Origin of the sequence: Sphingobacterium sp. UBA6320 (assembly GCF_002440335.1) — a bacterium.
GTDB lineage: Bacteria > Bacteroidota > Bacteroidia > Sphingobacteriales > Sphingobacteriaceae > Sphingobacterium.
In genome coordinates, this window is the sequence record NZ_DJTA01000029.1 from 45703 (window position 1) to 60558 (window position 14856).

Consider the following 14856-nt stretch of genomic DNA (forward strand, 5'->3'; position numbering starts at 1 on the left):
CTTTTTTATCTTATTGACCTATAATTACCTTTGCATGACGGATTACTTTATCATTTAAATAGTAACCTTTTTCAATAACATCAATAACTTTATTTTTTAAATCTGGGGTAGGAGCTGGAATTGCTGTAATTGCTTCTTGTAGGTCTGCATCGAATTCTTTACCTAATACATCCATTTCTTTTAAGCCCTGTTGCTCCAAAGTTTGTCTGAATTTATTATTGACGATATCTATACCTGTTTTTATTGATTCAACGTCTGTAGCTGTCTCCATTGCTTTTAAGGCTCTGTCAAAGTCATCTACTGTTGATAATAATTTTGTGATGACATCCTTTCCAGCAGATTGAATCAATTCAACCCGTTCTTTACTTGTACGTTTTCTGTAGTTGTCAAATTCAGCTGATAAACGAATATATTTATCTTTTGATTCTGCTAATTCAGCATTTAATTTCTCCTCAACAGAAAGTTCAATTGTTTCTTCTTGATTTTCTGTCGTATTATCCTCAATAGGATCTTGAATCGTCTCGTTATTATTCTCTTGTTCGCTCATTTCTTCTAAATTCTATGTTGGAAACTAATGTTCTTTCTTTAAAATCTAAATACAGTCAAAGTTGTTGCCAAAATAGAAAAATCCGACAGCTTGTCAGTAACCCAAGAATTGGACTAACAAAATGTCGGACGATAAGGTTTTCTGTCAGTTTTGACAGGCTATATTTCTACTTGATCTACCAGTACTCCATCGGCTGTTTTTATGATACGGGCTGGCATATTACGAATGATTTGGTAATCGTGAGTTGCCATTAAAATAGCCGTTCCTGATGAAGCAATATCACGTAAAAGCAAAACAATTTCTTCTGAAGTGGCAGGGTCTAGATTACCTGTTGGTTCATCGGCCAAAATAATTTCTGGATTGTTGAGTAATGCACGGGCGATAACGATACGTTGCTGCTCACCTCCTGAAAGCTCATGCGGCATTTTCTTTAATTTTGAGCGAAGACCTACTTTTTCTAACACATCAAGCATACGGTGCTCAATTTGTGTTTTATCTTTCCAGCCTGTTGCTCTCAGGGCGAATTCTAAATTTTTCTCTACCGAACGATCTGATAACAAATGAAAGTCTTGAAAAACGATTCCTAATTTACGTCTTAGATAAGGGACATCATTTTCATGCAGTTTTTTAAGATCAAATCCTGCAATTAATCCTTCACCATTTCCAATATATAGATCGCCATAAATAATTTTAAGTAAGCTACTTTTCCCACTCCCTGATTGACCAATGAGGTAAAGGAATTCGCCTTTATTAATATTCAAATTTACATTTGATAATACCAAATGTTTTTGTTGATAGATATCGACGTTTTTTAATGTGATTACTGTATTTCCAGACATTGAACTATAATTCTAATTTTTTTATTTGTCCAAATGGCAAGTCCTTTACCATTTGCATAATATACTCTGACTTATCTCCAAGACCGATTTTGTCTAATGATTTGTCAGGTCGATCTACCCTGAAATATGCTAAAAGAGTGAATGAATCATCTCTTAATTGAACATAATCCGGGATTTTGGCGACTCCTTTTACTTTGATTATATACATCTACTTACAAAGTTAGTACTTTTTATTTCAAATACTCTTCTACGAATATAAGGCTATGCTTATTGGTTTGCAAATAAAAAATCGAGCGTATTGACTCCATCGGCATAATCATCCAACGCCGGGTTTTGACTTGCTCCAAATTTAAAAGAAGGTGTTTTTATTGCTAACGGCATCTCTGATGTCACACATTGTAATCGATCTGCTATAATATCTAAGTATTGGGTTAAATCATTAACATTTTCATACTCATCGAAATAAATGACTGCTAGTGGTGATGCTATTTTATCATCTTTTTTTAATAATAAAAATCCATTATCATAATGTTTGTCTGCATTGATCAGGTAAATGGATTTATTATAATCGTAATTGTTATTGTATTTGAAATGTGTGTTTACTTTTTCAAATGATGCTATTCCTTCGTAAAAGTGACTGATGTCATAGTCTTTAGGAACAAATACTTTAGAAACGGAACGGCAGCCTAGACCAAAATAATCAAATATATCATGACCGAGTGCTTTTAGTTGATCTGGAGACTCGTTGCCCGTTAGTACAGCAACACTGTTTCTGTTTTTTCTTATAATATTTGGTTTTTTTCCAAAATAATGTTCGAAATAGCGTGAAGAATTATCTGAACCTGTGGCAATGACTAAATCAAAATTTGTTAATCGCTCTACTAATTCTACTTTATCTTTGAAGCGTGGCTCTAATTCAATCAATTTTTGTATCACATAGGTGGTCAAATGTGCATCGTCTGATGAAACTTTTATTTTGGCTTTAAATCCTGCTGCTAATACACACAAAATATCATGGAAACCCACTAATGGTATATTTCCAGCTAGCACAAGGCCTACAATTTGATCACTTTCAATATCAGGATAGGGTGCCATCCAGTTTTCAAGTTTTTGAATTTCTAAATTAGCTTTCCAAGAATCAAAGGCCTTAGTAACATGTTCTGCAGTGTACCAGGCATTTTTAAGCTGAGCAGCAGTTATTAATTCTTGTAGTTCTGTATTATCTGTATGGAATAAGTTTGCAAGTTTTGCAAAACCTTCTAATCGTTGTTTCTTTGTCAAAATGTGAAAATTAATAAACATGTATACACAAATTTGTTTTATATTTGTGTTGTCAATACACAATCAGCAAACCAAATTACTATATTTTAAACGTGTAAAATGATCTGATTGTATAAATGACAGTACAAAAATAGTTTTTTATCATAATTTTGAGGTTATAAATGGCGATTAAAATTACAGACGAGTGTATTAACTGTGGTGCTTGCGAACCGGAGTGCCCGAATAATGCAATATATGACGCTGGAGTGAGTTGGAAATTCTCAGATGGAACGGCATTAGATGGAGTTATAGATTTTGGAGATGGAGTTACGTTAGATGCTAACGATTCTCAAGCTGCAGTGTCAGATGAAGTATATTACATTGTTTCAGACAAATGTACAGAGTGTGTTGGTTTTCATGATGAACCACAATGTGCAGCAGTTTGTCCGGTTGACTGTTGTGTCGACGATGAAGAAGTTCGAGAATCACAAGAGGAGTTATTAGCGAAGAAAGCTTGGTTACATGCTGAATAAAAAGTATTGCTTTTAAAATATTATTTCGAAAAAGGTAGAATATTAAAATATTCTACCTTTTTTTATGACCACATGTTTGCATTTAGTTTGAAGTTATGGTAATACTGCCATATTTATATTTGTGAAAGACTAGTATTTTTTTATTTTTGTACTTTACCTTTATAATAGTGTGCCGATGTATAAATCAAAAATGGGGCTAATTACCCTTGTTTCGGTAACAATTGCAGCAATTATTGCGATATGTTACGAATTTAGTTGGGTCAATTTTTCTCCATCATTTTTAATGGCAGTAAGATGGATTGTTGCCACTGTGTTAATAGCGAATGCTTTGGTTCGAAAAAATCTAACGACCTGGATTTTGACTTGTATGATCTTAGGTATTTTCGTGGGTCTGGATTTTCCTAATATTGCTATTTCATTACAACCATTGAGTAAAGGCTTTATCAAGTTGGTCAAGACAATTGTCGGTCCAATTTTATTTGCGACCTTAGTCTATGGTATAGCTGGTCACTCTGATTTGAAACAAGTCGGTCGGATGGCATGGAAATCCATGTTGTATTTTTTCTGCGCAACGACTTGTGCTATTTTTATTGGACTTGGGGCCATCAATTTGACAAAAGCAGGTGTGGGTGTTGATGTCGCGCATATGCCACATGAAGAATTGCCGAAGACTCATATTAGTAATGATGCCGATATTTTAGCTTCATTGCCCGAACATGTACATCCTGTATACAAGTTTACCGCCTTTTTTAGAGATCTTTTCCCTGAGAATATCGTTAAAGCAGTGTATGATAATCAGGTGCTTCAAATCGTAGTCTTTTCTGTTTTATTTGGAATTGGCTTAGCTATGGTCGACGAAAAGAAAAGAAAACCTTTAGTCGATTTTACAGAAAGTTTGTCTGAAACCATGTTTAAATTTACGAATTTGATCATGTATTTTGCACCTATTGGGGTGGGGGCAGCTATGGCTTTTACAGTTGGACATCTTGGTGTGGATATTCTGAAAAACCTATTTATGCTCTTAGCAACGCTATATTTGGCATTAATTGGTTTTATGTGTTTCGTTTTGTTGCCTGTTGCATTATATTTAAAAATTCCAATACTGAAGTTTATCAATGCAATTAAAGAACCTGTCTCCATCGCTTTTGCAACGACAAGTTCTGATGCTGCTTTGCCAAAGGCTATGTCGGCCATGGAAAAATTTGGTGTGCCACGCAAGATTGTATCTTTTGTTATACCAACAGGGTATAGTTTCAATTTAGATGGTACTTCATTGTACCTGTCGTTGGCGGCTATATTTGTTGCGCAGGCGGCTGGAATACACTTGAGTTTTGGAGAACAATTAATGATTGCTTTTACATTGATGATCACGTCCAAAGGAGTTGCTGCTGTACCACGTGCTTCCCTTATTATTTTAATAGCGACGGCTGATCAGTTTGGTTTACCAACATTTGTGATTGCGGCTATTTTGGGAATAGATGAACTGATGGATATGGCTAGAACTTCGGTAAATGTAATTGGTAACTGTTTAGCGACAGTGGTAGTAGCCAAATGGGAAGGAGAGTTCGATGAAGAAGCACCATATCGTGATGATCACGAACAACCTGAATTAGAGCGCTAATAGGATATTTATCATCATAACAAAGGGTCTTACATCATCTTGTAAGACCCTTTGTTATGATAACAGGTCACCATCGACATAATACCATATTCCTTCAGTTTGTTTAAAACGGGATATCTCGTGATGAATTTGAAGATTTAGTTGGGCGTCTAAATAGTGGGCTTCGAACTCTACTGTATTTATATTTGTTCGTACTATTTGGAGCTGCAACCATTTCGATTCCTCTGCCCATTTTTGGATTTCTTTTTTATTTTGAAAACCACGTGTCGCAACATAAAAGCTTTCGTATAAAAAGTTAATATCTTGAACGGCAAAAGCGCTGTATCTTGCACGCATAAGCTGTTCGGCAGTTTGTGCTTGCTTTTGATCAAGATGAATTCTCATGCAGCAATCTTCATATGGCTGCCGATTGCCGCAGTAGCACGTGGTATTTTGTGTTGTCAATGGATGATGGATTTAAATGTCTAACAAAGATAAAAAATGATTCTTTCTATTCGTTTTGATGTGGATAAATTTTTAACCAAATAAAATGCTGAATTTTTTATTATTCTTTACACATTCATGTAAAATTTAATTTTAATTGATTGATGATGAGGCTGTTTTTATATTTTTAACAAATGTTAACATCTTGTCGTTAATCTTCTTTTCAGTACTTGAGTCCTACTTATAAATAAATTGAAAAATATTAAAATAATGGGAGGAGCAGCTATGAAAAAATTAGTTTACTTAACGATATTAGTTGGCGGTTTGTTTTTTGTAAAGCCTGCTGCAGCACAAGTTAATGTTAGTATTAACATTGGAAATCAACCTTCATGGGGACCGGTAGGTTATGATTATGTTCGTTATTACTACATTCCTGAAATTAATGTCTACTACGATGTGATCAACCGACGATATACACATTATCATGGCCGAAGATGGGTCACGAGCAGAAATTTACCTGCGAGATATCGTAACTTTAATTTTTATAATACTTATAAAGTAGTTGTTAATGATCGAGATCCTTGGAGACATCATGATCGTTATAGAAGAGATTATGGACATTATGCAAATCGTAGAAACCAAGTTAGCATAAGGGATTATAGAGGTGACCACGATCGTCCACGTCACAATGCCCGATATGATAATCATCGTGTGGAACGCCGCAATGATCATAGAGGAGATTGGCAAGATCATCGAAAATCCGAAAAAAGAAATGATAAAAAAAACCACGATCGCCGCTCAGATAGGGGCGAAGGGCATGGAAGAAGATAAAGGTTAATTTTTGATGTGTTTATTAGAAAGAGAGGAAATGAAAATTTCCTCTTTTTTGTTATTCAATGAACTAAATAGGATATGCGGTTTCACTTTTGGTTTCAGATAAGACGAAATAGGTTTGTACCGTATTGACATGTGGAAGAACCGCGAGTCTATATCTTAAGAATTCATGATAAGCTTGCATATCTTTAGTGGCTATGCGAAGCATAAAATCATATGACCCCGCCATTTGATAGCATTCCATGACTTCTGGAAATTTTGCTACTTCTTTTTCAAATTCATTCAAAACTTCCGCGGTATGTGCTTTTAAGAATACCTGAGAGAATGAAATCAAACCCATATTAATTTTTTGCCGGTCAAGAATTGCAACAGTCTTTTTGATATAGCCTTGCTGTTTTAATTTTTTAACACGTTCATAGATTGCAGCAATAGATTTGTGTAAACGGAATGCGAGTTCTTTATTACTTAGGGTTGCATCGTGCTGTAATATTCTTAATAATTTGATATCTGTATCATCGAGGTGCATATGTATTTTTTATTGATATTGATGAAATATGAACATCTGTTTTGTATTTTTTATTAAATATATCAATTTTTCAATAAAATTTATCGATGTTATTCATTTGTGTTGAATATTATTTTGTTTTAACTCAATTTTGGTGATAATATGGAGGGTGTGTATGCATGACCTCTTTATGATTAAAAAATAATTGATCATGGTTAACGAATTGATGTTTAGTAAGTGTTTATCTCCAGAACTCGATAGTAGATTTAAACATTTATGGTGTTTAGTTGGCAATACACCAATGTTGGAATTGCAATACACATATAAAGGTAAGGCTGGAAAGATTTATGTGAAATGTGAAAACTATAATTTAACTGGTAGTATTAAAGATCGTATGGCTTTATACATTATGTATAAGGCATATATGAATTGCCAAATAGATCCTAAAGATGTGATTATCGAAGCCACCAGTGGCAATACAGGTATTTCTTTTTCTGCTATTGGTAAAGCTTTGGGACACCAGGTAAAGATCATCATGCCCAATTGGTTGAGTAAAGAGCGTATCGATATTATTAAAAGTATGGGTGCAGATATTCAATTGGTAAGTAAAGAAGAAGGTGGTTTTTTGGGTAGTATCCAGTTGAGTGAGGAATTAGCTAAAAAGGGCGGTGTATTCTTGCCTAGGCAATTTGAAAATCAATTTAATGCCGAAGCGCATGAATTTACTACTGGTCGAGAGATTGGTCTTCAACTTGCCTCAAAGGGTCTTGTTGCAGATGCATTTGTAGCTGGTGTAGGTACAGGTGGGACGGTAATGGGGGTAGGACGCCATCTTCGTAGTCTTAATCCTCACGTCAAGATTCATCCTCTTGAGCCTGCAGAGAGTCCGACCTTGTCAACTGGACACAAAGTTGGTTCGCATCGTATTCAAGGGATTTCAGATGAATTTATTCCTGCTATTGTAAAATTGGATGAGCTTGATGAGGTGATTGCTGCTTCGGACGGAGATTCTATTATTATGGCTCAAAAATTAGCGAAGGAATTGGGATTAGCAGTAGGGATTTCTTCAGGAGCTAATGTGATAGGTGCCATTAAACTGAAAGAAAAACTAGGGAATGATGCCATTGTGGTGACCTTACTTTGTGATGATAATAAAAAATATTTAAGTACTGATCTAGTTAAAGAGCAACCCGTTATTGATGGGTATATCTCTACAGATCTTTCTTTTACGGGATTTCAACCGATTAGTAGATTGACAAAGTCTCTTTTCAATACTGAACCTGTATAGTGTTTGTTTCAGCCTAATGGGATATTGGGCAGTATATTTATGTTAAGTAGAATCTGATACAATGGGAGTACTCCCATTGTTGTCAGGTTTAACCAATTGCAATTTGTCGCTCGACATTATTATTTAATTATTTATGAAAAGTTTAATCGTAAAATTATTGCTGTTAATAGCCTTCTGTCCTATTTTTGCCCAAGCTCAAGAAACTGATACTTTATTGAAAATGGATGAATTGGAATTTGTGGATGGAAGTGTTAGTGAAGCTCAGACGGATACTGTAGTCTCTGATACGACACAGGTTGTTCGCAAGAGTGAGGCCATAATCTCAAATTCGGGGACTAAAGGTGGTGATTCTCTTTTTGGTATATTTTTAGCAGGATTTATTGGTGGATTTGCTGCATTACTTATGCCTTGTATATTTCCAATGTTACCGCTTACGGTCAGCTTTTTTACCAAAGGCAGTCAAAATCGCTCAAAGTCTCTTTTCCGGGCTTTATTTTATGGGATTTCTATTATTGTAATTTATGTGGTTCTTGGCTTGGCAGTGACGATGATCTTTGGTTCTGATGCGCTCAATGCTTTGTCAACGAATGGTATTTTTAATTTCTTTTTCTTTTTGATGCTGATCGCTTTTGGAGCTTCTTTTTTAGGAGCGTTTGAAATTAGTCTTCCAAGTTCTTGGGTGAATAAAATGGATGCAAAATCTGATGAAGGAGGGTGGGCAGGTATATTTTTTATGGCTGCTACCTTGGCTTTGGTGTCATTTTCTTGTACTGGACCCATTATAGGTACTTTGTTGGTGCAGGCTGCTACGAGTGGTGCACTTTTAGGTCCTGCTGTAGGGATGTTTGGTTTTTCGCTAGCTTTGGCTATACCATTCGCATTATTTGCCTTATTTCCAAGTGCTATGAAGGCGATGCCAAAATCTGGTGGTTGGTTGAATAGTGTGAAAGTCGTATTGGGATTCTTAGAATTAGCTTTTGCGCTTAAATTCCTTTCTAATGTTGATTTGGCATACCACTGGAATTGGTTCGACCGTGAAGTTTTCTTGTCATTGTGGATTGTTATATTTGGTTTGATGGGCTTTTATTTACTTGGGAAAATCAAATTTTCTCATGATAGCAACTTGCCTTATTTATCTGTTTTACGTACTTTTTTCGCAATCATCGTTTTATCATTTACAGTTTATATGATTCCTGGATTGTGGGGTGCACCATTGAAATCCATTTCTGCATTTTTACCGCCACAGAGTACACAGGATTTTGACTTGAATCAAGCATCTGGAGGTACGACTCGACAGGTAGCAGATGTGTCTAATCGCAAGTATGCAGATCTATTTCATGCTCCGCTTGGATTAAATGTGTTCTTTGATTATGAAGAGGGGATTGAATATGCTAAAGCTCAAAAGAAAATGGTGATGCTTGACTTTACTGGGCATGCTTGCGTCAATTGTCGTAAAATGGAGGCTAATGTCTGGACAGATCCACAAGTTCTTTCTTTTTTGACGAATAATGTCATTATTATCCAACTTTATGTGGACGATCGTACAGAATTAGCTGTGGAAGATCAACAAAAAACGAGTGCGGGTAAATTATTAAAAACGATAGGAAGTAAATGGAGTTATTTGCAAGCGAGCCAATTTGAATCTAACTCACAACCTTTTTATGTTTTAATGAACTCAACTAATCGTCAGGTTTTGGTGAAGCCTAAAGGAGCTGATTATGATCCTATTACTTATTTAGCTTATTTAAATGAGGGTTTGGAGGTTTTTGTGAAATCAAATTAGCTTTGAATAACTAATCTGATAAAAAATGTTTTTATTCTTGACGAAAAAAGGTTTCATAAAATTGGATTACTGATAAATTTAATCTTACTTTTACATCGTTAAAACCACTACGATTTAAATATTGTTTTGAGTGGTTTATGTGTAGGGTTAACAGTGAATTATAACATGAAAAAAGCATTCAATCTGGGGTTGTTCCTTGGATTATTATCAGTGACATCTTTTGCATTACAATCATGCAATGAAGGTGGAAATAAAAAAACAGGTTCAGTTCCTATTGGTACTGTTGATAGCACAAAAGCAATAGATGAAATAGATACGGATACGGTTGTTAAACAAATTAAAAAAGATTCAATTGAAGTTAAGGATAAAAAGAGTATTCTACATCATGAAGTAGATACGGCTAAATTATTAACGGATTCTGTATCTCCTCGTTATATTTATCTGACGTTTGACGATGGGCCTTTGAATGGTAGTCAATTTATTGATTCGATAGCAACAGCAAAAAATATAAAAATCAATGTATTTCTTATTGGAAAGCATGATCGTATGAGCAAAGGCTTGCATAAATATTATGAACGTTATATGAATAATCCTTTAGTGGATTGCTATAACCATAGTTTTAATCATGCGAACAATAAGTTTACTTATTTTTATAGTAATGCCGAGTCTGCTTATGAAGATTTTGATAAAAATGAGAAGGATTTAAATCTAAAACATAAAATTGTCAGGTTGCCTGGTCGTAATATCTGGTATTTTGCTGATCGCAAACGTATTGATATGCAAAGTGGATCGAGCACTGCAGATTTGCTATACCAAAATGGCTACCGATCGATGGGCTGGGATTGTGAATGGAAAAAGGGTAAACCATCGGGTATGCCGGTAGAGTCTGTAAGTTTTATTTATCGTCAGATTAATAATAGGTTGCGTAATGGTACGTCGTTTTCTAAGAATAATGTTGTTTTATTGATGCATGATGATATGTTTCAAACTAGAAAAGCACAGAAAATGTTAAGTGATTTGATTGATAGTTTGAAATTGCATCCAAATTATGAATTTGCGCATATGCGCGACTATCCTAAACAGAAATAAAAAAGGCTGTTTAATAAAATCCTTTATTTAAAAAAGATCCCCGATACAGCAAAATGTCGGGGATCTTTTTTTATTCTAATTCTGCTTTCTTAAATATTTTGTCAAAATCACGATGGTCTGACCATCAATCTTTCCTTCAATTTGTTCTGTATTATCGAAAACAAGTCGGATATTTTTAACAACGGTACCTAAAGTTGCACGGATTGAAGATCCTTTTACATCTAATGTTTTGGTGAGTACTACTGAATCACCATCAAACAATTGTTGCCCGATACTATCTAGGTGAAATTCTACATAGCCATCATTTTCGTGATCTCCTGTTTGTTTCGCCCATTCTAGGGTGTCATCATCCAGATATAATATATCTAACGCTTCTGAGGCCCAACCTTCATTTTTTAAGCGATTCAACATACGCCAAGCAGCTACTTGTACAGCAGGTACTTCTGACCACATGTTATCGGGTAAGAATTTCCAGTATTCGGCATCTAATTGTGTCGTCTTATTTAATTGATCGGCACATTTTTGGCATAAAACGATGGTATTGTCGGCATTGGCTTGTAAATCGGGAGGTAGTGTGTATAAGACTAAATCTTCAGTTGCTTGACTCAATTCACATTTATTTCCCGCTCTTTCGAATAGTTGATTTTCTAAATTCATCTAATTTTTGGATAAGTTGCAAATGATAAGTTGCAAACATAGTGAATATTTATAATTCTATATCTAAAAACAGCAGATATAACAACTCAAAAAATAAAGGATTGATAATTTGGAATATAATTTGCAATGCAGTAAACGATATAATTTGTATCTTATTTAATATTAACTGAAATTAAACTAAAACTGAATAAACATGAAATGGCAAGGTGGTAGAAAGAGCGACAACTTTGAGGATAGAAGGGGAATGTCTGGTGGTCAAAAACTGACTTTAGGGGGCGTAGGTGGAATAATTGTATTGATTATTGGATTTTTGATGGGGGGAGACCCAGCGCAATTATTACAACAGGCGCAAAATATGACTGGTACAGAGCAAACTGGACAGCCAAGAGAAATTAGTGAAGAGGAAGCAAAATTAACTGATTTTTCAAGAACTGTTTTAGCGAGTACAGAGACTGTTTGGACGACACTTTTTAAGGAGCAGTTGGGTAAAAATTATGAAGCAACCAGTTTGGTGGTTTATGATGGAGGTACGGAAACTGATGGATGCGGTGTAGGAAAAGCATCTTATGGACCATTTTATTGCCCGGGCGATCATAGGATCTATTTAGATTTAACTTTCAATCAAGAATTGAAAACAAAATTTGGTGCTAAAGGTGAGTTTGCTCTAGCCTATGTTATCGCACATGAAGTTGGTCATCATATTCAACAATTAGTTGGTTTACTCCCTAAGACCAATAATATGCGCGGTAAATTGAGTGAAGTTGAAAATAATAAATTATCGGTGATGACCGAGTTGCAGGCTGATTTTTATGCTGGAGTATGGGCGCACCATGTTAATAAACTATCTGATATACAGATTGATTACAATGATATCTTGGACGGTATGGCCGCTGCGGAAGCTGTTGGTGATGATCGATTACAAACTCAGGCTCAAGGTTATGCTGTGCCCGATTCTTTCACACATGGAACTTCAGCACAGCGACGTGCCTGGTTTAAGAAAGGATACGATTCTGGTGATATGACTAGTGGAAATACTTTCGAAGATCCAAGTTTGAAATAACGATATGAAAAAGACCAGAATGTTAAATCTGGTCTTTTTTATTGATTTCGTAAGAAAAGCTTTTTTTATTAATACTCGGCATTATAATGATCTGATGTTCAAATTACTTTTTGTAGATCGTAGATCTAAATCAATCAATTGTTGAAAATGCTATATGCTGATTTGAAATTGCTCTTTATTATTGCACTAGTAAATTACATCCACGGATGTCGCTTTGATCAAATCGACCTAATACTTCAAAAGACCCATCATCGTAAATTTTTCCGAGGTCTTGGGTTGCGATGAAGGAGCAAGAATATCGATTTGCTAAATCAATAACATTGATCGCTCCTGTTTTTTTGTTTGTAGCAAGTGTTAGTGGATCATTTGTTTCTCGAATTAAAATCTTCATCCAATTTGGATGCTTGAATATGCCATTTCCATAGGAATATCCTTGAGACAATAATTCTGTCATTCCATATTCAGAATGTATGCCAGAGACCTGAAAGCTTTTACAAAGTAAATCATGAATTTCTTCTCGAACCATTTCTTTACGTTTGCCTTTCATGCCTCCCGTCTCCATAATGATCAGCTCTGGAAATGATAATTCGTATTTTTCTATGAAATCTAGTAAGGCAAATGTTACTCCGAAAAGTAATGTCTTCGTCCCTTTTGTTTTTAATTGTAAGAGTGTTTGGTATAATTCTTCGTGATTATATAAAAAATAGTTACTTTCTGGCTGTTGGCTATGCTGCATTAAATCATTAATCATATAGATTAATGAAGATCCAGTGCGCTCTAAATAGGAGGGTAGAAGAGCTAAAATGGCTATATTTTCCATTTTGCCATAAAACTGTTCAAAAGCAGTTCTGAAACTTTGCTCATAAACTTTTTTATCAGCAACAAGATGCTTACTGGTAGTCATTCCTGTGGTGCCTGAACTTGTAAATATAATCTCAGGCTGTAGATCGTCGGCAATAATTTCCTGAGTTTTAAAAAGCTCGATTGGCAGAAATGGGATTTTAGTGTAATGATCGATCGTATTTATTTTTATATTGAGGTACTGCACATATTTTTTGTAAATACGGACATGTTCCATTTGAAAATGAAAAGTGTCTAAGCAGATTTTATTAAATTCTGTTTGATTTTGAATAGTAAATACCCGGTCCCAGTTCATACGCTATAAATTTCAGTACAAACTTAGATAAATTTGTTTTATTTACAATCCTAAATGCATGACAGGCCAATCCATGTACCCGTTCATTTTTTTTGATTTTGACTTATGTTTGTAGGAATATGAATAATTTCTACGCTGTTAATATCTGTATTGGATAGTGGCAATGAGGCTTTCAATAAAAATTTAGCGCATAAAAAAGGTTCTTAGCTTGAAAGCCTAAGAACCTTTTTTATGTTTTGATATATATGTGATTATAACATACCGCCATCTACTGGTAATACTTGTCCTGTTACGTATGCAGATAGATCGGATGCAAGAAACAAACATACATTTGCGACATCTTCCGCTTCTCCAGCACGTTTCAGTGGTATACCAGCTTCCCATCCTGCGACTACTTTAGGATCTAATACTTCCGTCATTTCGGTACGGATAAATCCTGGTGCCACCACGTTGGATCTGATGTTGCGTGACCCTAACTCTTTAGCAACTGATTTTGAAAAGCCGATAATACCAGCTTTGGAAGCTGCATAATTTGCTTGACCTGCATTTCCTTGAACTCCTACTACAGAGCTCATATTAATAAAAGAACCTTTACGGTTTTTCATCATGATTTTGGATGCTGCTTTAGTAACATTGAAGACAGATTTTAAATTTACATTGATCACATCATCCCAGTTTTCTTCAGTCATACGCATTAACAACCCGTCTTTTGTAATACCGGCATTGTTGACAACAATATCAATAGTACCAAAATCGGCAACAATGTCACTGATTAATTTTTCAGCTTCATCAAATTTTGATGCATCTGAGCGGTAACCTTTTACAGTAGTTCCAAAAGCTTGAAGTTCTTGCTCTAAAGCTTGACCTTTTTCCACAGATGATAAATATGTGAATGCCACTTTTGCACCGTGTTGTACAAATACTTCAGCAATTTTTCTTCCTATTCCTTTTGAGGCTCCAGTGATTAGAGCAGTTTTTCCTTCAAGTAATTTCATTCTTATGTATTATATGTAATATAAGGTGCTTGCAAAAATGTTAAAACTATCCTACAATCGCAACCTTAATATCAATTTAATTTTGAATTTGCAAAATAATAATCGAAAATTAAGTTGTAATAATACTGTCAACTTGAATGGGGCATGTTAAATAAAAATGGCTAAAACAGTCAGGTTAGGGAATTCTTAATAATAGTATGGTATTTTTGAATAAGTGGTTTTAAAAAGTACAGTTTTTTGACAAAAGGATTGCGTTAATATAAAAA

At 34.9% G+C, this 14856-nt stretch carries 16 protein-coding genes; 7 read left to right on the top strand and 9 right to left on the bottom strand.

What is annotated here, in order from left to right:
• Nucleotides 1–10: 10 nt before the first annotated feature.
• The 4 genes from B3P23_RS18575 to B3P23_RS18590 form a co-directional block, all read right to left on the bottom strand.
• On the bottom strand, nt 11–547 hold the full coding sequence (locus B3P23_RS18575; RefSeq protein ID WP_045752694.1) for a nucleotide exchange factor GrpE: 537 nt from the start codon (nt 545–547) through the stop codon (nt 11–13).
• Nucleotides 548–705: 158 nt separating this feature from the next.
• Complete coding sequence (locus B3P23_RS18580) at nt 706–1386, bottom strand: cell division ATP-binding protein FtsE (protein ID WP_045752693.1); 681 nt, start codon at nt 1384–1386, stop codon at nt 706–708.
• A 4-nt stretch (nt 1387–1390) separates the two neighbouring features.
• Nucleotides 1391–1594: a hypothetical protein gene (locus B3P23_RS18585; RefSeq protein ID WP_045752692.1), complete on the bottom strand. Its 204-nt coding sequence runs from the start codon at nt 1592–1594 to the stop codon at nt 1391–1393.
• Nucleotides 1595–1653: 59 nt separating this feature from the next.
• The gene (locus B3P23_RS18590) at nt 1654–2667 is read right to left on the bottom strand and encodes an acyl-CoA reductase (RefSeq protein WP_293928659.1); all 1014 of its coding nucleotides are present in this window, start codon (nt 2665–2667) and stop codon (nt 1654–1656) included.
• 161 nt (nt 2668–2828) lie between these two features.
• Here B3P23_RS18590 and B3P23_RS18595 point away from each other — a divergent pair, with 161 nt between their 5' ends.
• Complete coding sequence (locus B3P23_RS18595; protein WP_045752691.1) at nt 2829–3179, top strand: 4Fe-4S dicluster domain-containing protein; 351 nt, start codon at nt 2829–2831, stop codon at nt 3177–3179.
• Between the two features lie 175 nt (nt 3180–3354).
• Nucleotides 3355–4800 carry a dicarboxylate/amino acid:cation symporter gene (locus tag B3P23_RS18600; protein WP_045752690.1) on the top strand — a complete coding sequence of 482 codons (1446 nt, stop codon included), beginning with the start codon at nt 3355–3357 and terminating at the stop codon, nt 4798–4800.
• A gap of 54 nt (nt 4801–4854) precedes the next feature.
• On the opposite strand, the gene B3P23_RS18605 is transcribed toward B3P23_RS18600, so the two are convergent.
• Complete coding sequence (locus B3P23_RS18605; protein ID WP_248754205.1) at nt 4855–5184, bottom strand: YchJ family protein; 330 nt, start codon at nt 5182–5184, stop codon at nt 4855–4857.
• 324 nt (nt 5185–5508) lie between these two features.
• On the opposite strand from B3P23_RS18605, the gene B3P23_RS18610 reads away from it, so the two are divergent.
• Nucleotides 5509–6054, top strand: a complete 546-nt coding sequence (locus B3P23_RS18610) for a hypothetical protein (protein WP_248754204.1) — start codon at nt 5509–5511, stop codon at nt 6052–6054.
• A 70-nt stretch (nt 6055–6124) separates the two neighbouring features.
• Here the strand turns inward: B3P23_RS18610 and B3P23_RS18615 are convergent, their stop codons facing one another.
• Nucleotides 6125–6583, bottom strand: a complete 459-nt coding sequence (locus B3P23_RS18615) for an Lrp/AsnC family transcriptional regulator (protein ID WP_045752688.1) — start codon at nt 6581–6583, stop codon at nt 6125–6127.
• 190 nt (nt 6584–6773) lie between these two features.
• Here B3P23_RS18615 and B3P23_RS18620 point away from each other — a divergent pair, with 190 nt between their 5' ends.
• The 3 genes from B3P23_RS18620 (at nt 6774) to B3P23_RS18630 (ending at nt 10722) form a co-directional block, all read left to right on the top strand.
• Nucleotides 6774–7850 carry a PLP-dependent cysteine synthase family protein gene (locus tag B3P23_RS18620; protein ID WP_293928664.1) on the top strand — a complete coding sequence of 359 codons (1077 nt, stop codon included), beginning with the start codon at nt 6774–6776 and terminating at the stop codon, nt 7848–7850.
• 133 nt (nt 7851–7983) lie between these two features.
• Nucleotides 7984–9633 (top strand): protein-disulfide reductase DsbD family protein, encoded by a 1650-nt coding sequence (locus B3P23_RS18625; protein ID WP_293928666.1) that lies wholly within the window; start codon nt 7984–7986, stop codon nt 9631–9633.
• Between the two features lie 165 nt (nt 9634–9798).
• A complete protein-coding gene (locus tag B3P23_RS18630; RefSeq protein WP_293928668.1) occupies nt 9799–10722 on the top strand; it encodes a polysaccharide deacetylase family protein in 924 nt (307 codons plus the stop codon).
• Nucleotides 10723–10797: 75 nt separating this feature from the next.
• Here the strand turns inward: B3P23_RS18630 and B3P23_RS18635 are convergent, their stop codons facing one another.
• Nucleotides 10798–11379, bottom strand: a complete 582-nt coding sequence (locus tag B3P23_RS18635) for a PhnA domain-containing protein (RefSeq protein ID WP_045752684.1) — start codon at nt 11377–11379, stop codon at nt 10798–10800.
• A gap of 193 nt (nt 11380–11572) precedes the next feature.
• Here B3P23_RS18635 and ypfJ point away from each other — a divergent pair, with 193 nt between their 5' ends.
• Nucleotides 11573–12439: a KPN_02809 family neutral zinc metallopeptidase gene (ypfJ, locus tag B3P23_RS18640; protein ID WP_045752683.1), complete on the top strand. Its 867-nt coding sequence runs from the start codon at nt 11573–11575 to the stop codon at nt 12437–12439.
• A 178-nt stretch (nt 12440–12617) separates the two neighbouring features.
• On the opposite strand, the gene B3P23_RS18645 is transcribed toward ypfJ, so the two are convergent.
• Both B3P23_RS18645 and fabG read right to left on the bottom strand, forming a co-directional pair.
• Nucleotides 12618–13595 (bottom strand): acyl transferase, encoded by a 978-nt coding sequence (locus B3P23_RS18645; protein ID WP_094773629.1) that lies wholly within the window; start codon nt 13593–13595, stop codon nt 12618–12620.
• Nucleotides 13596–13846: 251 nt separating this feature from the next.
• Complete coding sequence (fabG, locus tag B3P23_RS18650) at nt 13847–14590, bottom strand: 3-oxoacyl-[acyl-carrier-protein] reductase (RefSeq protein ID WP_045752681.1); 744 nt, start codon at nt 14588–14590, stop codon at nt 13847–13849.
• Nucleotides 14591–14856 lie beyond the last annotated feature (266 nt).

Coding starts and splice junctions, on each gene's coding strand:
- B3P23_RS18605 (WP_248754205.1), bottom strand. CDS start 5,184: ATGAGAATTCATCTTGATCAAAAGCAAGCACAAACTGCCGAACAGCTT.
- B3P23_RS18600 (WP_045752690.1), top strand. CDS start 3,355: ATGTATAAATCAAAAATGGGGCTAATTACCCTTGTTTCGGTAACAATT.
- B3P23_RS18615 (WP_045752688.1), bottom strand. CDS start 6,583: ATGCACCTCGATGATACAGATATCAAATTATTAAGAATATTACAGCAC.
- B3P23_RS18610 (WP_248754204.1), top strand. CDS start 5,509: ATGAAAAAATTAGTTTACTTAACGATATTAGTTGGCGGTTTGTTTTTT.
- B3P23_RS18635 (WP_045752684.1), bottom strand. CDS start 11,379: ATGAATTTAGAAAATCAACTATTCGAAAGAGCGGGAAATAAATGTGAA.
- B3P23_RS18595 (WP_045752691.1), top strand. CDS start 2,829: ATGGCGATTAAAATTACAGACGAGTGTATTAACTGTGGTGCTTGCGAA.
- B3P23_RS18630 (WP_293928668.1), top strand. CDS start 9,799: ATGAAAAAAGCATTCAATCTGGGGTTGTTCCTTGGATTATTATCAGTG.
- B3P23_RS18580 (WP_045752693.1), bottom strand. CDS start 1,386: ATGTCTGGAAATACAGTAATCACATTAAAAAACGTCGATATCTATCAA.
- B3P23_RS18645 (WP_094773629.1), bottom strand. CDS start 13,595: ATGAACTGGGACCGGGTATTTACTATTCAAAATCAAACAGAATTTAAT.
- B3P23_RS18575 (WP_045752694.1), bottom strand. CDS start 547: ATGAGCGAACAAGAGAATAATAACGAGACGATTCAAGATCCTATTGAG.
- B3P23_RS18620 (WP_293928664.1), top strand. CDS start 6,774: ATGGTTAACGAATTGATGTTTAGTAAGTGTTTATCTCCAGAACTCGAT.
- fabG (WP_045752681.1), bottom strand. CDS start 14,590: ATGAAATTACTTGAAGGAAAAACTGCTCTAATCACTGGAGCCTCAAAA.
- ypfJ (WP_045752683.1), top strand. CDS start 11,573: ATGAAATGGCAAGGTGGTAGAAAGAGCGACAACTTTGAGGATAGAAGG.
- B3P23_RS18585 (WP_045752692.1), bottom strand. CDS start 1,594: ATGTATATAATCAAAGTAAAAGGAGTCGCCAAAATCCCGGATTATGTT.
- B3P23_RS18625 (WP_293928666.1), top strand. CDS start 7,984: ATGAAAAGTTTAATCGTAAAATTATTGCTGTTAATAGCCTTCTGTCCT.